This is a genomic window from Acetivibrio mesophilus, from assembly GCF_004102745.1.
In the GTDB taxonomy this organism is placed as follows: domain Bacteria; phylum Bacillota; class Clostridia; order Acetivibrionales; family Acetivibrionaceae; genus Hungateiclostridium; species Hungateiclostridium mesophilum.
This window is the reverse complement of record NZ_RLII01000001.1, coordinates 405,111-424,996: the sequence shown is the minus strand read 5'-3', so window position 1 is coordinate 424,996 and position 19,886 is coordinate 405,111. Positions and strand designations below refer to the sequence as shown.

Sequence of the window (19,886 nt, the reverse complement as noted above, 5' to 3'; positions counted from 1 at the left end):
CATCGAGTCCCTTCCCTGTCAGGAAGGGGAACTCAGCTTTTTTATCTGCCTCTTTATCTTTTTAATCGCCCAGTCATAATGGCTGCATGTTGCGCTAATGCAGTAACTGCCCAAACTAGTTGTGCCACTCCATTTAAAATGCTGTTTCTCAAACAACTCCTCATTGGAAAAACCTTCGATGAGTCCGAGAACTTCCTTATGACTTTGCATAAGCATTTTCTTTGCATCTTCATATGGTGTTAATTGATGTTTTTCCCAAAATTTCATGTTCATATCGCCGTATGTTTTCCAATTGTACGGTTCAGGCAGAAAAGGTATGTGATTGCCCTTCTGGTTGGAGGTAACCCAATCTAACAAGAGTTGATGCCACTCGTACAGGTGAACGAAAATATCACGCAGGTTTTTATCACGCTTCCAGTGGGCCTCCTTATCCTTTGGATCATCACCGAAATCAAAAGGCATGCTGAGTTCTTCCTCTGTCATGCTGTCAATGAGTGCCCACATCTTATCAAATTGCTCATTTGCGGCAGTAATCAAATCTTTTTTCGTTGTCGGTCTTGGAATATTATTCTACACTCCTCTCATTTTGGTTGATTGTCTTAGCCATATAGCCCTGCCTGTCCCATTTTTATCAGCTCTATTCTTAATAATAACATCGGAAAGATGACAACAGTACGTCATATTATATTGGTTGAATTTTTTGTTTTAAGTGATCCGGAAGTTTTACTGTCCCGCGAAGCCAGCCGTTATCACATTACATCTATTTCTCATTAAGCAATTCAAGCGTAAATAATTATCCTTGTTAGCGTTAAGCAAATATAAAGGAAAATAATATTCCATAATATGGGTGTTGAAATTTGCATGATTCGCTATTGAATTGCTGTGATCAGGATACATAATATTTGTGTTCAAAACCACTTACCCAGAAAGATAAGCGGCCTAAAATCTACTACTTACTATAAATTGCAAGTCACGAAACCGAAGATGTCAACCAGCAAAATGCTATGTCATCTAGAATAACTTATAAGTCTACAGCAATAATTATTTTATGCCCTGAATATACTCGTCAAATTCAACGAATCAATCCCCCATGAAAGTAACACTCAAACACCTTTACCTCATTACAGTAGATTTCTTCATAGCCTTGAAACCAAGTAAAATCACCCACAACCTTACACTTGTATAAGTACTCTCCTGACTGATAGTATTCCGGCCCTCTATAAGGCATGTTTTTATCTGCCTTCCTAAGCGCCTCTTTTAAGAAATTTCCACTAAAGTTTTCTCCCAACACCCGTCCCAGATAATTCATGGCATAAACGGCTTTTCCATCTTGCCAAATAGCTTCTTCACCTGCAAATTGTTCTCCTCCCACATATGTATCATGATATGTGAAAGGTCCATTTGTATACTGAAAATCATGGGAATCAAGTCTTGTTGAAGTTGTTTCATTCATGCATGCTGCATATGTGTTTATATTCGCTTCAAGTCTGAAATCAATCAGTTTGTCCAAATCTGTCTTCGCATCGGATGAAATATTGATCATACACTTTTGATCTCTAACAAGATAATCAACAGTCACATTGAGTAGATCACTGATTTGAATCAGATTTGAAATATCCGGATAAACCTGTCCTGACTCCCATTTAGCAACTGCCTGCCTTGATACATTAAGTCTCTCAGCCATTTCCTCTTGTGTGAGCCCTTTATTCTTTCTAAGTAATTGTAGTTTTTCGGAAAAAATCATCATCATCACCTCAAAATAATTATACTATAGCTCAGTCACATTACACATAACCCAATGTTTGCAATTATGCTACCTTTGTTATACATATTATGATAGAATATATCCTCTAGGATGCAATGTTCTTTGAATTGCCCCTCACCCTACATTCTACAACAATTTGAACTATCAAAGAATAAATTGAAGTTAAATTTTACTTTTGATAAAATTCAATTGAACAAAGTCAACAAAAAAAGGAGAAAACGCAGATGAGAATCGAGAAAATTGCTGATGGTGATAAAACTAAGTACATGGATTTGCTACTTATTGCAGACGAACAGGAAAGTATGATAGAAAAATATTTGTATCGGGGTGAAATGTTCGCCTTGATTGATGATGATCTTAAAGCGATTTGTGTTGTTACTCAAGAACAGCCGAATGTTTATGAAATTAAAAATATTGTTACAGTTCCAAAATATCAACGCAAAGGATATGGACAATATCTAATCTCATTTATTGTTAATCACTACAAAAAGTCAGGTGGCGAGTTGTACGTCGGAACAGGCGATAGCCCCATGACACTTAATTTCTATGAGAAATGTGGATTTGAAAAATCACACATTGTTAAAAACTTTTTTGTAGACAATTACGACCACCCCATGTATGAGGATGGAAAACAATTGGTGGATATGATTTATTTAAAAAGATCGCTCTGAGTCTGATTTTTACCGCAAATAAATACCCTATTCAATCGGCGTATCAATCTTACTTAATTTTTTCAGCAATATCTCTTCTTCTGTAGGATCACTACTGTTTGCCTCAATCTTCGTCCTTATGTCAAGCATTCGGGAGTCGATGTCCGATATAAGTTCGGCACACTCCTTTAAATGCTCGGCGATTTCTTCCCCATTTGCTATCTGCTGCTTATATCTAAGTTGATGTTCCAAGCTTGCCCAGGAATCCATAGCTATGGTCCTGATTTGTACCTCCACTTTCATATTTTTCTTTTGTTCGGCAAAATAGACAGGAACGCTGATTATCAAATGCAAACTTCGATAGCCGTTGGATTTTGGATGTGCTATATAATCCTTTTTCGTAATAAGCTTAATATCATCCTGCTTTATTAGCGCTTCTGCAATGCTGTATATATCATCTACATACGAACAAATCACCCGGACTCCGGCCACATCGTGAATATATTTTTCAATATTCTCGAGTGTAAAAGGTATATTTTTTCTTGTCATCTTCTTAATAATACTTGTAGTGCATTTAAGACGTGTATTAATAAAATTAATAGGATTCCTTTGATACCGGATTTTAAACTCTGTGTCCAAAACTTCAAATTTCGTCTTGATTTCTTTTATGGCACATTTATACATCATCATTAATTCTTTGAACTCAACCACCAAGCTCAATATTTCTTTGGACTGATCCCACATGGTATTAACTATTGGGTTGTCCATCGATATCACCTCAGGTAATAAATCATAAATTTGCGAATCAGATGTATCTGAAAACAGGTTTTCTAAGTATTCGTTTGAATTAAAAGACCTTTCCTTCTTGTTCATTGCGTTCCCCTTTTCTTCATGCATATTTTCCAAAAGATGCAAACAACAAAATTGAGAATATAGCGGTAATATATAAAATATTATACCGATGCAATATAAACTGAATATAAACAGTTTGTATAACCAAGTATTCTCAACGATTCAAGTTTATCTCTTTTTTTGGAATTAAGACAACCGTCTCCACATGCATTGAAACTTTACTTCGCATTAACATTCGCAAACAACTTAGGGATACCTGCATTTCCCCCCTACGTTTGATAGGAATCTTTTTTTCTAGTACACAAATTTATACCTTTAAAACTACGCACAAAATAACAATTTTATAGTTCAAGGCTACTCTGAGAAGAAACCATCATTCTTTACAGTTTTTCCAATAAATACTTTGTATGCTAAATATTCCATTCCCTCGACATATTCTTTCATATTTGTGCATCCGCTTAATCGCTTTTTCGCATTAAGCAAACACTCGTGTTTAACACCATTAACTAAAACATACTCATGTTTTCCACCGTCTGAACCTATAAATTCAACATTACTCATTTACACCAAACCTCCTTTTAGACAATTAAAGCAGGCACAAATTCTCTAACCTTATAATAATCATTCCAAGTATAGTATAAATCAATTTTTAGATCCGACTCCAAATAATCCAATGCTTCATCAAATGAATCTGAAAGACCAACAGAACAGCATAAATATAACTTATAGCTCCAACAACGGTCAAGCCCTATAATAAGCGCAAAAATCTAATGGAAGAAAACACCCCATGTTTATTACATAAAAAATTGAATACGAGAATTTTAATTATTAATTATAATCACTCTTTTTTACTCCAGATCCCATCTTTCTATCTAATAAATCACCTACTTTTTTCTAAAACGCAATAAGCCAAATAAATAGTTCTTCATTTCCCCTTAATAATTGATACTTCTGAAAAATATAAAAGTAACGTTTTTTTGCAGGAAAGTATATATTATTTTATTAGAAACTTAATCAAAAATGCAACATATTTTTCGAGAAAAATGTAGAGACAGTTTGATTTAACTATATTTTAATGATATAATCAAATTGAATACGAGAATTTTCCTAAATCAATCACTCTGGCTAATTCTTACTCTAAGTATTTATCTATTTTCCCATATATTATGAATTGAATTGATTTATATACTTTTTCTTTACAAGGGAGTTGATAAATTGCTGGATGAAAGCATTTTAATTTCCAATACATTAAATGGCGATATACAGTCATTTGCTTTACTTGTACAAGCTTATCAGGGACAACTATATAATTTTATATATAAAATGACAAAGTCTAAAGAAGACACAGAAGATATCCTTCAAGATGTGTTTGTAAAAGTATATAATAACTTGTATAAATATAATAATAATTACCGTTTCTCCACATGGATTTATAGTATCACTCTTAATACAATAAAATCATCAATAAAAAAAAGGAACACCCGAGCTTCCAGCTATTATCTAGATGATTTGATTGAAGAGATTCCAAGCCTAGAAAACAACCCGGAACTACTAATAGAAGTTAAGGAACATTATAGAGAAATAATAGAGGTCATTGATAGCCTTAAAGAAAAGCAAAAGACAGCTTTTATATTGAGATATATAAAAGACTTTTCCTATAAAGAAATTGGGAAAATAATGGGTATCTCACAGGACGCAGCCAAAATGAAAGTTCATAGAGCAAAATCCTCACTCGCCCAGAAGATAGCTGATATGGGAAGGAAAGGTGATTTATAATGAGATGTAGATATATGGATTATATGACAAATTACGACTTGGACTGTTTGTCTAATGAGGAGTCAGAAAAAATAAACAAGCACATAAGCACTTGCAAAAACTGCAGAAATTATTTAGGCGCACTTATGATATCCAAAAATTATATTACTAAAGAGCCGGAAATGGATAAATATTTTTACATGAAGGTTATTAATGCTGTAGACGCTGATAGATATAAGAAATCAAAACTGACTTTCAAGGTTCTCTCATTATTAGAACGACTAAAACCTGCTCTAAAAGCATCTTTTGGCACTTTAGCAATCTTTGTATCAGTAACTTTGTTAATAACCAGCGGAATCTTTGACAATCTCGGTAATTTGATTATCAAAGATAACAATAACATTTCCTATACTAATGAATTAACAAATTTAACCTTTTTGCAAACAGAGGGACAAAATATTGTTACTGAGAATGGTGAAATCTTCAATATTAGAGGTGTTACCCTTACAAACAACTTTTGGGGCAACTGGGTCAATGAAGAATCGGAAAAATTGCAAAGTGAAGGTATGGACCCTATTATACGACCATCTGTACAGGATGCCTGGGTCTTGACTGAGGATGATTTTGAGCGTATTAAAAATCTAGGTTGCAACACAGTCTTATACGACATCAATTATCAGCTTTTTGCAGAGGATAATCCCAACAGAGAGGAAAATCTCAAAAAACTGAAAGAACATATAATGCGTTTTTCTTCGATGGATATATATACTGCCATTATGCTAATGGCTCCTCCAGGGCTTGATTCTGCAAATGATATTTACGAAAAACACAAACATGGTTCAGACCGTATAAAATCTGTATTTGAAGATGATACCTACTATAAACAATGGGTTGATATGTGGAAGTATTTATCCAATGAACTTAAAGACTTTAAAGGTGTGGCCGGATACGGAGTGATAAACCAGCCAAGGGCTCCAAGTGAAATCGAAGGTGGAATCGAGGTATTTAGAGAACGTTTAAATAATGTATGCAAAGAGATACGTAAAATTGACAAAAAACACATTATTTTTGTTCCTGAGTATAACAGCAGAGAAGCAAATCCCGGCGAATCTTATTGGAACGAAAAAACCAGTAATTATACGATAGACAGCGGTGAACAAGGTATTATTTGGGAAAGGGATTTTGTTAAGATAAATTCTTCAAACATAGTATATTTGTTTCATTTTTTTGAGCCATATAATTTTGTAAATAACGGTGTTGGGGACTTTGATGCCGCAAGTATGGAATCCCAGGTTGAAGACCGCTTTGAATGGGCAAAAAATATTGGCAAGGCGCCTTTATTAACCGAGTATGGAATTTCGCGGGTAAATAGCGTAGATAAACGTGTAGAGTGGCTGGAAACTGCCCACAATATTTTCGATAAATACGGTATATCTGCTTCATACTTTCAGTATAAAAATGCTGTTAGTTCTTTCGTAGATGTAAAAACGGGTTTTAATGCTTTATATGGAGAATATGTCAGTTGGGAGAATGAAATCCGATTGAATCCTTTTTACTTTACAAGTGAGTACGTTGCTACATCTGCAGAAGAGAATCATTTTGCGGAGGCTCTTGAGGAATATTACATTAAGGATAATTATTTTAAGAGAATTTCAATACTAGACAATCAGCCTATCCTTGAAACACTACAAAATTTTTGGAAATAGGACCTTGTGACCTTTGTTAATAAAAATGTTTTAATCTGCCAGTTATCCAAAAAGATATCTGGCATTATTTTTTTATAAAACGTTACCTTTATAATTTCAAGAAGTATTAATTAATAGAGGGAAAAACTAATTTAGCCCCCTGTATAATTAAGCTCAAAATATAAGTCTGGAAAGGAGGATATTTTTTAAAAGATTGACATTTTACTGTAATTTTTATTTTTTAATGGGAGGGATATTATGAAAAAAAGGATTTTAGTGTCCTTACTAGTGTTGAGTATACTCACAAGTTTATTTTCTTTTCAGTCACTTGGTCAGAACAACACTAATTTAAAATTTGGTGCATGGGTAGGAACCCAGCCCTCAGAATCAGCTATTAACAGTTTTCAGGAGCTTCAGGGCAAAAAGCTTGATATTGTACACCAGTTTATTAACTGGTCTACTAATTTCTCCTGGGTAAAACCTTATGCTGATGCTGTTTACCAAAACGGTTCAATATTAATGATTACCTGGGAACCATGGGAATATAACACTGTGGATATTAAAAACGGTAGAGCGGATGCTTACATAACCAGGATGGCACAAGATATAAAGGCTTATGGCAAAGAAATTTGGTTAAGACCTCTTCATGAAGCCAACGGAAACTGGTATCCATGGGCTATAGGATACCCCGATAAAGCAAACACAAACGATACTTATATAGCTGCTTTTAGACGTATCGTTGACATTTTCCGTACCAACGGTGTTACTAATGTTAAATGGGTATACAATGTAAACTGTGATAATGTAGGTGATGGTACAAGCTATATGGGTTATTATCCTGGGGATAACTATGTAGACTATACTTCCATCGATGGATATAACTGGGGTACTACTCAAGACTGGGGTAGCCAATGGCAAAGCTTCGATCAGATTTTCTCAAGAGCCTATAATGCGTTAAACTCAATAAACAAACCTATGATTATAGCAGAATTCTCATCAGCTGAAATAGGTGGAAACAAGGCGAGATGGATTACAGAAACATATAATACTATAAAAACATCTTACACTAAAGTATTTGCTGCTGTTTGGTTCCATGAAGACAAAGAAACCGACTGGAGAATCAATTCAAGTCCTGCAGCCCTTGAAGCATATAAGAATGCAATAGGTGCAGGTTCATCAAATCCTACACCTACCCCAACTCCAAAGTCAACTCCTACTCCTTTGCCAACGTCAACTTCCACAAATACTACCAAACCCTTTGAAATGGTTAGGAAAATGGGTATGGGAACCAACCTTGGCAATACTCTTGAAGCCCCTTATGAAGGTGATTGGTCCAAGCGTGCCATGGAGTATTATTTTGATGATTTTAAAGCTGCAGGCTATCAAAATGTAAGAATACCGGTAAGATGGGACAACCATACAATGAATACATACCCATATACAATTGACAAAGCTTTCTTAGATAGGGTTGAACAAGTAGTTGATTGGTCACTTTCAAGAGGTTTTGTTACCGTTATAAACTCACACCATGATGATTGGATCAAGGAAAACTATGATGGAAACATAGAACGTTTTGAAATGATATGGGAACAAATTGCAGAAAGGTTTAAAGACAAATCGGAAGATCTCTTGTTTGAGATTATGAATGAACCTTTTGGAAATATCACAGACAGTCAGATAGACGATATGAATAGCAGAATATTAAAAATAATCAGAAAGACCAATCCAACACGTATTGTTATAGTAGGTGGCGGCTTCTGGAATAGTTATAATGCGCTTGTAAACATTAAAATTCCAAATGATCCATACTTAATAGGAACTTTCCATTATTATGATCCATATGATTTTACACATAAGTGGAAAGGTACATGGGGTACCAAAGAAGATATGGATACTGTAGCAAGGGTATTTGACTATGTTAAGAGCTGGTCTGATAGAAATAATATACCGGTTTATCTTGGAGAGTTTGCTGTAATGTCTTATGCAGACGGTCCTTCTCGTATTAAATGGTATGATTTCATCAGTGACCAAGCTTTAGAGCGTGGCTTTGCATGTTCTGTATGGGATAATAGTCTTTTCGGATCATTAGAATATGATATGGGTATTTACAACAGAGATACCCGTACCTTTGATACCGAAGTGCTTAATGCAGTATTGAATCCGGGTACATATCCGTCTTACTCTCCAAAGCCTACCCAAACTCCTGCACCAACCAAACCGCCTGTAACACCGGCTGTTGGTGAAAAAATCTTGGATGATTTTGAGGGTGTATTAAATTGGGGTTCATACTCCGGTGAAGGCGCTAAAGCTTCATCAAAAATGTCAACCGGTAAATCAGGAAATGGCCTAGAAATCACTTACACTGGATCAGCAGACGGTTACTGGGGAACAGCATACAATTTAGAGGACGGCGATTGGTCAAAGTGGCTTAAATTATCCTTTGATATTAAGTCCCTTGATACTTCTACTAATGAAATAAGAGTTTTGCTTACTGAACAAAGCATAACCGGTGAAGGAGATGGAGAACATTGGGTTTATTCAATAACCCCAGGTAGTTCTTGGGAAACTATAGAAATACCATTCTCCGACTTCAAGAGAAGACTTGATTACCAACCACCAGGTCAGGATATGAGCGGTACTTTGGATCTGGAAAAGTTATGTGCAATACATTTTTCATACGCTAATAGCGGGTCAGGAAAATTTGTTGTAGATAATATGAAGCTGATCGGTATTACTTCTGATCCAAGTCCTTCACCAACTCCTTCAATAAAACACGGAGATATGAACTTTGATGGTAAAGTAACTTCTACAGACTTGGCAATGCTAAAAAGGTACCTCATCAAAGCTTTAAAATTCGATACAATTGAACAAGAGGAGAACTTTAAAAAAGCAGCAGATTTAAATAGAGATAATAAGGTTGACTCAACTGATTTTACTGTGCTAAAAAGATACCTCTTAAAAATTATTAAGGAAATCCCCATATAATTTGTGAGTTCAAACTGTATGATAAATAAATCTAAATGAAAAGAGGCGGGAGATATCTTCCGCCTCTTTATAATCATTTCGCCTGTATGAAATTCACAAAAGCATTTGCTTGCTTTTCCAATTGAGGATGGATTGCTTCTAATGTAAGCTTGCCCTGATTGTCAAAATACTGCATAGCGCTTGGTATAGTAAGTCTTGGAACATTCATAACCTTCATGTCCAAAAAGCTAATGAGTGTAACTAGATGGTCTTGTGCAAGACCTGTTCCTGACATGCCCAAGGAAATTCCGCTTATTGCAGCGGGCTTCCCAGCAAGAACCTGTGGTTCTTTGTCGCTAATCGGACGGGATAACCAGTCAATAAGGTTTTTCAAAACTCCCGAGAAAAAGTGATTGTACTCAGGGGTAAAAAACCAAACTCCATCAGCAGACTTTACCTCTTCGCGAACACGCCTTACAGCGTCAGGTGCCGGATATTCAATATCCTCATTCATTAGGGGTACGTCTTGATAGTCAAGTATTGTAAAATCAACCCTATCCCCTATTATTTCTTTTGCCTCCAAAGCCAATTGACGGTTATAGGATTCCTTTCGCAGGGAACCTACAATAGCTAATATTTTTATCTTTTTCATTATAATGCACTCCTCTATGACTAATTTGACATTTATCAGTAAGAGATTTAGGCTTTATTAAATTCTTTCTGCTCATGACGGTTCCATCACTTCTACTTTTCCTTCGTCGATAATAGTCTTACCACTTTTTTGATGTTTATAAACAAAACATATGCAGGTAACTAGTTTGGATGTCACAAAGATAAAGCTTTAGTAATTACTTAGACTAATCAATACCATATATGGTGTTTCCTTGACCAACTTTGCATAAGATTAAAAGCCACAAATTTTTCCCTCGACTCAAACCGAATTATTTCCCAGGATATAATATGTTACAGGTATAAAAGCAAATATATTACCGCACAAAATATCACCCATCCTCATTAGACTGTGAGCTATAATTGTATTATAACCCGATATATTTTATGATGATTGGAGTGAGTATTGTGGTAAAAAACACCCTTGAGATTTATCTAGAGCATGATATTATGACACAAGTCAACACAATGAAGCCCCTGGTTGCGGATATACCGAAAGATATCAAAACTATTGTTGCTTACGTGCAAAATGATATCCATATGCCGTGACTTTTCCGTAGTTGCAGCTGCCCTTTGCCGTGAAGCCAGTATACCTGCCAGGGCAAGATGCGGCTTTGCAACCTACTTTGAAGAAGGCAAGTGTATTGATCACTGGGTACTTGAATACTGGAATGAAGAACAGGAAAAGTGGATAATGGTAGATGCTCAACTAGATGCTCTCCAGCAAAAAGCCCTAAAGCTGCCTTTTGACCCTCTGGATATTAGTGAGGACTATTTTATAACAGGCCCCAGGGCTTGGTTGATGTGTCGAGAGGGAAAGTGTAATCCTGAGTTGTTCGGTATTTTTGAATGGTGGGGATATGATTATTTAAGATGCAATCTAATCCTTGATGCCAACTCATTGCTAAAAGTGCCTATGCAGCCTTGGGATTCGTGGAAAGGATACAAGAGCCTTCCTATAGAAGAGTGGACAGCAAATGACTATAAGGCTATGGACGAGCTCTCCGTACTTGCTTTAAATGTAGATAATAATTTTGATGCCGTATATAAATATGTTCAAGCTAATGATAAAATAAAAGTACCTGAGGATTTAAACGAGGTAATAAATACTCTGGAATAGGTGATGATTGAATATGTCTAATTTATTTTGATAGATATACTGGAAAGAAAAATATATTTTGAAGTATATTGATAAAATCAAAATAAAATAATATAATATGTTAATATTAGTTAAATTCCCAATTGCAAACATTTGAGCGTTTTTCTCAGAAGTCCGTAATAGAATAATATTTGTAAATATATTCGCTGAGATATCATACGGATGATGTGCTTGATGATTAGAAAACCATGAAACATATAGTGTTATGTTAATTCTGAATTTTAATGGGTCGAACAATGGCTTATGTCATTGCTTTAATTCAATATCAATTGTGCAAAGGAGAAATCATATGAAGAGTAGCTTTAATTTTCTTCGCTCTATAACCCAAGAGCGACCTGTTGGAACATCAGCAAATAACACGGTTTTGGATTTGATTGAAAATGAAATTTATAACTTGGGATATCAAATTGTTTTTTTACCTTTTAGTTGCTTGGTTTGGGAAAGAGATACATCCGCTTTAAGAATTGACGACATCAGTTATGAAGTTTTTGCAGGTCCCTTCTCAAATGCCTTTGAAGGAACTGCTAAGATAATGGTCTTTGATTCATTAAATGCTTTGAAAAAGGCCAATTGCAAGAATAATATAATTATTCTTACCGGTGATATTGCTAGTGAACCGCTGCAACCCAAAAATTATCCTTTTTTCTATCCGGAGGAACACGAATCTTTTATCACTCTATTAGAGGAAAAAAATCCAAAGGCTATTATCACTGCCACAGGCAAATATTCCACTAATTACCCGGAACCTTTTCCATTATTTGAGGATGGTAATTTTTTAATTCCTTGTGCCTATATAAGCAACACATTTATTAAAGAGCTTAAACAATTGGAACATCAAGATGTCTCATTAACTTTAAATTCAAAAAACATATTGGTAAACACAAAGCAAATCATTGCTTCAAAGCAGAGTCATAAACAGTCCAAGGGTAAAATTGTGATTTGTGCTCATATGGACACAAAATACAATACTCCAGGTGCACTGGACAATGGCACTGGCGTAGCTGTACTCATTCAAATTATGCATAAATTAAAAGATTTAATTTGCGATTATGACATTGATTATGTGTTCTTCAATAGTGAAGAATATTTTGGGGCAACTGGAGAATTAGAATATTTAGAATACATAAAACACCGTCAAGATAAGATCCAATTAGTAATTAACATTGACTCTCCTTGTCATTTTAAATCTAAAACGGCTATATCCTCCTATAATGCAAATGAAAAATTAATATATGTTTTAGAATCTCAAGTATTAAATTTCGATGAAATTATTATAGGAGAAGAATGGTACTCCGGTAATCATACTATGTTTGTCTTTGACGGAATCCCATGCATTGCAGTTACATCGTCAAATCTTTTTGATACAGTTTCGACTTTAGCCCACACACCCATGGATACACTCGATCATGTTAGCCCTCATTTGATAACATCTACCGCAGACTTTTTGGCCGAATTTGTAAAATCTTTTGTATCGTAAATATCGTGCGATAAAGAATTTACATTTCTCTACAAACGCATCTTTCAGATGATGCTATTAAAAATGCTTGAAGAAAAACTCCTATGGCGAAAATGTAAATTCTTCGTCGCTGCATATAGGAGGATATGAAAAAGCCATTCCATACATTTTAAACTTTATTTAAGTTTTGCAGTGTCTAAAATAACTTTTACGCACTCTTTAGTACCACCATAAGATTTCAACCGCTGCGAGAGTTTTTCACACACTAACTTATGATCACCATTTAATACATCTGATATAGCTTTTTTGAGTCTATTGGGCCGGAATGCATGTACCGGTAATTTTACAGATGCACCTAAGCTTTCAAGCTTTGCTGAATTGTAGTCTCTTTCATAATGCTGACCGGGAATCGTTATGGAAGGAACTCCGTATAATAACGTAGTCAGCATTGTGTCCTGCCCTCCGTGGAATATGGTAAGGACAGTTTTATCCATGATGGCAGCTGTCGGAACATATCTTTCAAATTTAATATTTTTTGGACTTTCAGGTAATTTGTCAATATTATAGTGAAAACCACAGCCACAAATCACTCTAAATGGCATATCCTTAAATGTATTTATAATAACATCCATATATAAAGCTGGGGATAACGCCCCTACACTCAAATAGATAAATATCTGCGGCAGATCCACCCAGTCTTTATACCAGACAGGCAGGGGCTTTTCATTTGCCAAATCCAGAATATAACCAACAAATTTAATGCCTTCTATATTCTGCATTTCAGGCTCAAGTTCAGGAAGGGTTGGTGCAAGCTTTACATTTGCCCGCATATAAAACAATTCTGTAACATTACTTATTTCTGTCAAACCATAACGCCGAAGCTGCCTATTATAAGTCTCAATGCATTCTTCAGAACACCTGGAATTCGCAGGATTTTGCGGATTACAAGGCCAGCTTGCAATCATCACTGTAGGTATGCCGGCTATCTGTGCTGAAATTGATGCACTTGGTCTTGCTTCCGAAAAAATAACATCGGGCTTGAAATCCTTTATTGCTTCCAGTTCATAAATTATTGATTCTTTAGCAAAATCCTCATTGGCCATCCCTGTCCATTCGATGAAATCTATTAATCCGTTGATAACAACAGAACCTCCTGTCGGAACAGGAACAGGATATGGGTAAACTTTGAAACCATTTGCATGAACCAGTTCACTGATTTTACCTCCGAGAACAAAAGCAACTTCACAATTATGCTTTACTAGCTCATGAGCAATCCCAATTGACTTGGTAACTGAACCTATAGATCCAGAATTCGGCGGACTTGGCAATATCATAACTCTGGTTTTTCTATTCATTTATTATGCCTCCGTAAAACTTTAGATAATTACATATAAACAATTTGCCTGTTCTTCATATATTGTTCTTTGTCGACAATCTTTTTCTTATATTTTCTGAAATCAGAATCATCCTTTTTACCTTGAAGTGAAAAATACATATTGAGAGTTTCATCTGAAATGTTCCAAAATTCTTTCATTACGAGTGAAGTATGAATAAAACTTTCTTCACCATCTTTATACAGGTTAAAATCAATTAATCTGTCTTTTATCTGCTCATGCAATTCAGTCCCCAGATACGGAACATTAATATTAATTACATAGTTATCGGCTTTTAAGTCATAAAAGAACTGCCACATTTTTTTGTAATCTTCATCATTAAAGCCAGGACATCCTAAAAGTACATAAGCAGTCCTCTCAATTCCGCATTCTGCAGATATTTTGAAAGCATTTTCAACTTCCTTTAAGTTAATACCTTTTTTAACTACATTTAGCATCTCCTGATTTGCCATTTCAACACCAAATTTTAAGTGCCTGCAACCTGAGCGTTTCATGTTCTCAACAATTTCTCTTTTTGTTATGGTATCTACTCTGGCTTCTGCCCACCAACTAAAATCAGGGTAATCGTTTTTTAATGCAATTAACCGATTAATCATTTCAATTGTTCTAGGACCCGTTCCCGGTGCAAAAATCATATCGGAAAAATAAAAACCTTTCGTTCCGATTTTTTCAATCCGGTAGCGAAGTTCTCTAACAAAGCGTTCCGGCGACATTGTGGAAACATTGAATCCTCTTAATGAAGGTTGATGACAGAAGGTACACCTGTTTGGACACCCTCTCATAGACATAATATAGTCCCAGTCTTCCGGTTTATATTCATGAAAAATATAGTCTCCTGTCAATATAGGCAACGAATCCATATCTTGACACCACTTACTAGGCAATTTACCCCTTAAACCTTTTTCTACGACCTCTATTGCTTGCTCTTCACCTTCTCCCGTAATGACTACGTCAAGATCTTCCAAATCACATTTTTTTGCATATTTAAGTAAATGCCCGTAACCAACGCATACTATTGAATCCTTGCCCAGGGTTTCCTTGATTCTTTTTGCAATATAAGCACAGGACTGAGTACTGCCCATTTCAACTGTAGGCATTAAAACGTCACCGGCACCTATAAAGACAATATCGGGTTTAAAATTTACTAATATTTGAATAACTTCTTCAAAAGACTCATGCCCATTTTTATACCTTTCAGCAAAAAGCCAACTGTTTAAAGTCATACTTAATCTCTCAGCATAATCAACAGAATCATCGGCAAAATCACCATTGATAAAGACAACCTCATGACCCCTTAACTTAAGCGTTTCTGCTACATAATGCATCGCAGGAGAAAGTCTATTATTTTTTGACTCAATCAATCTATAAAATGGGGGTATCACACAGGCTACCCGTTTCCTTTCTCTCATATACATTATTATCTCCCCATTTCTTTTAGTTCTATTTACTTTAGCAAACTATGAGACTTATTTTGATTTTGGCGGTATTCCATAACGTGCTCCCAAAAAGCTGGCTGAAAACTGGGGCATCCATCCATGAACATTTAAATTTGCATTGCGATCAAAACCTGCTATTAACATACCGGAGCGGTCATAACGACCTCTTGGAAGCCAAATCCAGTACTCTAAGTCCGGTGTTCTTCCTGTCAAATATCTCATACGTCCAATAAAAACTAGATATCTTTCTATGCTGAAGTTTAACTTGTTTTCATCCTCAAATCTCCTACTCACATCAACACCTGTACATTTCATATACTCCGGTGTTGGAGACATACTCGTTCTAACCCAGCAGTCCTCCTCTTCGGTAGCAGGCGTAACAAGCGGATCATGTAATGCCCATGTATCTAGACGGAAAAGCTTTCCTAGTTCTTCTCTTTTTACACCTGCCGGAACGCACAAAATTGTCTCTCCTTTTTCATAGGCTTCTTCCAACTCTTCCTGCGTAAATGGACAATCGGACAGTGAAAGCTTTCTGCCTGTAATATGTTCCAGCCCCATTTTTTTATACCATTCTTCCATTTCATGCTTTACAAATGCAGGGTTTGTAAGGTCCTCCAAATTTGTAACATATCTCTTGAGATCGTAAGGCGTTATTATCTTCTGTTCCAGTAATTCTTCTATTAACCCAATAAATTTTTGTCTAGTGTTTCCCATAATTTACCCTCCAATATACAAATTTATTTTTTTATCTAACCTATATTTTAAAACTTTCTGTATATGTGCATTTTCCGTTGTAAAACCGTTCTACTCTTAGGATTTCTATATCAAGACTTCTTGCTTTCCCATAGATGATTTCTTCAGCCAAGAGCTGTCCGCAAATGGGACTTTGCATAAACCCATGTCCGTTAAAGCCTGCTATGCAATAAAATCCGTCAATCCCCGGTATGCTGCCTACAATCGGATGATCATCTTCAGTTTCCTCGTAAAAACCTGCCCATCTGGATCTTATATATGTATTTTCTATATCAGGTATCCGTTGAATTGCTTTTTCACAGTGAAGCAGTTCCCATTCTTCGTCAATCATCAACTCAAAGCAATTGTCCTTTACTGGAGGTTTTGTCATACCTGTCAGCAATCCATCTCCTTCTTTATGGAATCCAAGACCTTCATAAGGAAATATAACAACAGGAAAGGAATTGGAAACCCATTCTATTTTTGAGGTGAAAAACAACTGCTGCATAACAGGCTTAATTGGGATGTTAACGTTTACAAGTTTTCCTATCTCACCGGCCCACGGTCCTGCAGCATTCACAACAATCGGTGTACTTATTTTACCTGAGATAGTGGCAATACCTTCTATTTTATTATCCTTTGTGTCTATGCCAATTACAGTTTCTCCCGTAAAAATTTTTACACCCATCTTCTCTGCTTCACTGAGGTATGCATTAACTAATGAAGACGGCTCCATCAGACCATCATATTCATAATATGTAGCAGCAATAACATCATCAATGCGCATCATAGGAAGCATTTCCTTTATCTCGTTTAATTCCAGCCACTGTGTATTTACATTTAATTCATTTTGCATTTTTACTGCATTTTTAAAAAAACTGAGGTCATCGTTTTCCGTAAGTAGAAATACATATCCACAATAATTGATGTCAAAATTGTAATTTAATTCTTCTTGAAGGTACCTAATCTTTTCAATACTTAATTTCGATAAAAGGACATTGATTTTAGTTGAAAATTGATGCCTAAAGCCTCCGGCGCACCTGCTGGTTGTATGTCCTCCCGGAACCTCTTCCTTCTCCAGAATTACAATATCTTTAACGCCCATCTTTGCTAAATGGTATGCGGTGCTTGCACCCATTGCTCCACTTCCAATAATAACTACATTTGCTGTTTTTGGTATCATGAGCCTTCACCGTTGCCTCCCAAAGATTCTTTATAATTTTTTATACCGTCAAGGAATTTTTCTGGTATACTTTTCATTCAAAAACCTCCTCTATCTGGTTCATACTTTTGAACTTTTTGAAGTCATCCCCATTTAAAAGCGGATAAACGCTTCTTTTATCGTTCAATGCCAGTAAAATATCGCCTTCGGGTACTGCTTTTCTCCCTGATTTAGCATCTAAATAGATCCATTCCGTTTCTGTTTTATATGCACAGTACACACTCCTGTCGCTAAATAAAACAAACGTTTTAGCACCTTTTTTTAATTTAAACCAGCAGAATATCAATAAGGCTTTAGCTTTATCATCGCACCTTTTATGTCTCAATACCTGATCAGCCGTCATTATCCTGTCGCTTTCGGAGAATATTGAAATATTTAATAACTCTTTAATTTCTTCTAATATTTCATCCAAGGAATTCCAGACAGCTATTTTATCTCTCACAGCCGGGCTCTGTATCGACCAGCTTAAATACGTTTCAGGTTTTGATACATAAAGGGTCTGACTTGCATATTTTGCCCATGTGAAAACTGAACCCGGATATTCTTTACTTAACTCAAAAACATTCCTTCTAATATCCTTATTTAAGCTATCCGGATTTTTGTTGCTTATTAAATCGGGAAGCTTTACACTATCCATATCAAATGTTCCAACATATTTATCATTTAACTTCCATGAAAAATCAAATATAGGCGTTCTGGACGCAATTAGGTTTTTGTAAAATACAATTTTGTCTCTATGAATGTTGGTTAGACCTTGCTCAGTCCAGAAATAACAATCTGAAAACAATTTGCTTATTTTCTTTAAAATATAAAGGCTTTTCTCAGTTAATTTTTCAATCTTACCCGAACTTATTAAATAATTGCTTTCTCCTACAGAAATGATAAGAGCATCCTGATTACCCGTACGTATTTGAATCACATCTTTCCCGGCATATCCGCCTATTCTTAGCAATGCAGCTAAAAAAGACATATAGGATGAACAGTTACATGAAATCAAACCCTTATCGTCTCTAAATAAGAGCATTTCGTCAAATCCATACCAAGGTGCTAGAAATTTACTTGTCCATGTATTGTCCCTATCATCCCTAACAAGCCTTACAAGTACGGTATCTTTCGTAACATTATAAACATTTCCCATATACTTTAGCTGATCGCAATCAAAAATATCGGCAGCTAGCCAGGCTAATTTTGCTGACATCATACAGGCAAGAATTGATGCACATTCAAGGATTGGATGTGCTTCTCTGAACCTAATATTTCTCGTGATCGCTCTTGCATAAATTAGTGGCGAGTCAGGATCATTTGCTTCATATGCAGCTTCGATTAAAGTATTGTTTTTCCACCAGTCATTACTATAAGATGCTGTGCAGTCAATATTATTCATAAAATCAAACCAGTGACTGCTGTCTTTATCGCCTGCCATAAAAGGTTCTCTTAATTTTTCAAGCCATGTAATGCAAAAATCTCTACGCGCTTCGACATACTCAACCGTATAAATATGTGTTTCGTGCAATGGATTAAAATTACTATATTCTATTTCAATTCTGCATCTTAAAACTGCATTAGCTCTATTAGTGGAAATGTCCAAAACAACAAAATTATAATTATCAGGTTTTATTTCTATCATATATTTTTCAAACCATATCTTTTGAGCTTCGTATGCAATGTCATCTTCAGAATAAAATAAACTCATCCACATGGATAAATCATTTTTTCTTAAAGCTTCATTTATCTTTTCTACAACTTTGCTGACCGCTGCATCATTTATATCCTTTTTATCCGCCTGATTATGCACATCCTGACTTCCTCTCATGCCTTTACCTCATTTCATGCACTTGTTGATTTTCACTGATAAACTCAACGGCTTTATTAAAAGAATCTAATATTTCAACTGCAACATTGTCATCCTCGATCACAATTCCAAAGTCTTGTTCTATCCTTACAATAATCTGCAGTGCAATTAATGAGTCAATATGGAACTTTTCCAAAATTCCGCTCTCCACGTCGAGTTCACCGAAATCGATATCTCTTTCAAGAACACTACTAAAAATCTCATGCAATTTCTTTTTAATTTCAAGCTTTTGATCAGTCATAGCTAGTCATCTCCTTTTTTATAAATTTTAAACGAACGAGACATACAAGTC

The 19,886-nt window shown here is 35.5% G+C and carries 18 protein-coding genes; 7 read left to right on the top strand and 11 right to left on the bottom strand.

Annotated elements, in window-relative coordinates; translation table 11 throughout:
* Positions 1-18: 18 nt before the first annotated feature.
* Together EFD62_RS02025 and EFD62_RS02020 are read right to left on the bottom strand one after the other, a co-directional pair.
* Positions 19-564: a ClbS/DfsB family four-helix bundle protein gene (locus EFD62_RS02025; protein WP_069194531.1), complete on the bottom strand. Its 546-nt coding sequence runs from the start codon at positions 562-564 to the stop codon at positions 19-21.
* A 508-nt stretch (positions 565-1,072) separates the two neighbouring features.
* Positions 1,073-1,744, bottom strand: a complete 672-nt coding sequence (locus EFD62_RS02020; protein ID WP_069194532.1) for a DUF5680 domain-containing protein — start codon at positions 1,742-1,744, stop codon at positions 1,073-1,075.
* Positions 1,745-1,989: 245 nt separating this feature from the next.
* On the opposite strand from EFD62_RS02020, the gene EFD62_RS02015 reads away from it, so the two are divergent.
* A complete protein-coding gene (locus EFD62_RS02015; RefSeq protein WP_069194533.1) occupies positions 1,990-2,436 on the top strand; it encodes a GNAT family N-acetyltransferase in 447 nt (148 codons plus the stop codon).
* A gap of 27 nt (positions 2,437-2,463) precedes the next feature.
* Here the strand turns inward: EFD62_RS02015 and EFD62_RS02010 are convergent, their stop codons facing one another.
* Both EFD62_RS02010 and EFD62_RS02005 read right to left on the bottom strand, forming a co-directional pair.
* Positions 2,464-3,288, bottom strand: coding sequence for a GTP pyrophosphokinase (locus EFD62_RS02010; RefSeq protein ID WP_069194534.1), 825 nt, complete (start codon positions 3,286-3,288; stop codon positions 2,464-2,466).
* 333 nt (positions 3,289-3,621) lie between these two features.
* Positions 3,622-3,828 carry a hypothetical protein gene (locus EFD62_RS02005; protein ID WP_069194535.1) on the bottom strand — a complete coding sequence of 69 codons (207 nt, stop codon included), beginning with the start codon at positions 3,826-3,828 and terminating at the stop codon, positions 3,622-3,624.
* A 654-nt stretch (positions 3,829-4,482) separates the two neighbouring features.
* Here EFD62_RS02005 and EFD62_RS02000 point away from each other — a divergent pair.
* From EFD62_RS02000 to celH, 3 genes are all read left to right on the top strand, one after another.
* Positions 4,483-5,043, top strand: coding sequence for an RNA polymerase sigma factor (locus EFD62_RS02000; protein ID WP_069194536.1), 561 nt, complete (start codon positions 4,483-4,485; stop codon positions 5,041-5,043).
* Positions 5,043-6,728 (top strand): glycoside hydrolase family 5 protein, encoded by a 1,686-nt coding sequence (locus EFD62_RS01995; RefSeq protein ID WP_069194537.1) that lies wholly within the window; start codon positions 5,043-5,045, stop codon positions 6,726-6,728. The genes EFD62_RS02000 and EFD62_RS01995 overlap by 1 nt, the downstream gene beginning before the upstream one ends.
* Before the next feature lie 237 nt (positions 6,729-6,965).
* Positions 6,966-9,692: an endoglucanase CelH gene (gene celH, locus EFD62_RS01990; protein ID WP_069194538.1), complete on the top strand. Its 2,727-nt coding sequence runs from the start codon at positions 6,966-6,968 to the stop codon at positions 9,690-9,692.
* Positions 9,693-9,765: 73 nt separating this feature from the next.
* On the opposite strand, the gene EFD62_RS01985 is transcribed toward celH, so the two are convergent.
* Positions 9,766-10,323, bottom strand: a complete 558-nt coding sequence (locus EFD62_RS01985; protein ID WP_069194539.1) for an NADPH-dependent FMN reductase — start codon at positions 10,321-10,323, stop codon at positions 9,766-9,768.
* 425 nt (positions 10,324-10,748) lie between these two features.
* Here EFD62_RS01985 and EFD62_RS17970 point away from each other — a divergent pair, with 425 nt between their 5' ends.
* The 3 genes from EFD62_RS17970 (at position 10,749) to EFD62_RS01975 (ending at position 12,976) form a co-directional block, all read left to right on the top strand.
* Positions 10,749-10,889: a hypothetical protein gene (locus EFD62_RS17970; RefSeq protein ID WP_235832528.1), complete on the top strand. Its 141-nt coding sequence runs from the start codon at positions 10,749-10,751 to the stop codon at positions 10,887-10,889.
* Positions 10,870-11,460 carry a transglutaminase-like domain-containing protein gene (locus tag EFD62_RS01980; RefSeq protein ID WP_235832527.1) on the top strand — a complete coding sequence of 197 codons (591 nt, stop codon included), beginning with the start codon at positions 10,870-10,872 and terminating at the stop codon, positions 11,458-11,460. Before EFD62_RS17970 ends, EFD62_RS01980 begins: the two co-directional genes overlap by 20 nt.
* 328 nt (positions 11,461-11,788) lie before the next feature.
* Positions 11,789-12,976, top strand: a complete 1,188-nt coding sequence (locus EFD62_RS01975) for a M28 family metallopeptidase (protein WP_069194540.1) — start codon at positions 11,789-11,791, stop codon at positions 12,974-12,976.
* Positions 12,977-13,131: 155 nt separating this feature from the next.
* Here EFD62_RS01975 and EFD62_RS01970 read toward each other — a convergent pair whose 3' ends face one another.
* The 6 genes from EFD62_RS01970 to EFD62_RS01945 all read right to left on the bottom strand — a co-directional run bounded on the left by EFD62_RS01970 (position 13,132) and on the right by EFD62_RS01945 (position 19,835).
* Positions 13,132-14,310: a glycosyltransferase gene (locus EFD62_RS01970; protein WP_069194541.1), complete on the bottom strand. Its 1,179-nt coding sequence runs from the start codon at positions 14,308-14,310 to the stop codon at positions 13,132-13,134.
* Positions 14,311-14,339: 29 nt separating this feature from the next.
* Positions 14,340-15,758 (bottom strand): B12-binding domain-containing radical SAM protein, encoded by a 1,419-nt coding sequence (locus EFD62_RS01965; protein WP_162302498.1) that lies wholly within the window; start codon positions 15,756-15,758, stop codon positions 14,340-14,342.
* A 57-nt stretch (positions 15,759-15,815) separates the two neighbouring features.
* The gene (locus tag EFD62_RS01960; RefSeq protein ID WP_069194543.1) at positions 15,816-16,502 is read right to left on the bottom strand and encodes a hypothetical protein; all 687 of its coding nucleotides are present in this window, start codon (positions 16,500-16,502) and stop codon (positions 15,816-15,818) included.
* Positions 16,503-16,542: 40 nt separating this feature from the next.
* Positions 16,543-17,703 carry an NAD(P)/FAD-dependent oxidoreductase gene (locus EFD62_RS01955; protein ID WP_069194544.1) on the bottom strand — a complete coding sequence of 387 codons (1,161 nt, stop codon included), beginning with the start codon at positions 17,701-17,703 and terminating at the stop codon, positions 16,543-16,545.
* Positions 17,704-17,776: 73 nt separating this feature from the next.
* A complete protein-coding gene (locus tag EFD62_RS01950; RefSeq protein ID WP_069194545.1) occupies positions 17,777-19,555 on the bottom strand; it encodes a hypothetical protein in 1,779 nt (592 codons plus the stop codon).
* A gap of 4 nt (positions 19,556-19,559) precedes the next feature.
* The gene (locus EFD62_RS01945; RefSeq protein ID WP_069194546.1) at positions 19,560-19,835 is read right to left on the bottom strand and encodes an acyl carrier protein; all 276 of its coding nucleotides are present in this window, start codon (positions 19,833-19,835) and stop codon (positions 19,560-19,562) included.
* Positions 19,836-19,886: the final 51 nt, after the last annotated feature.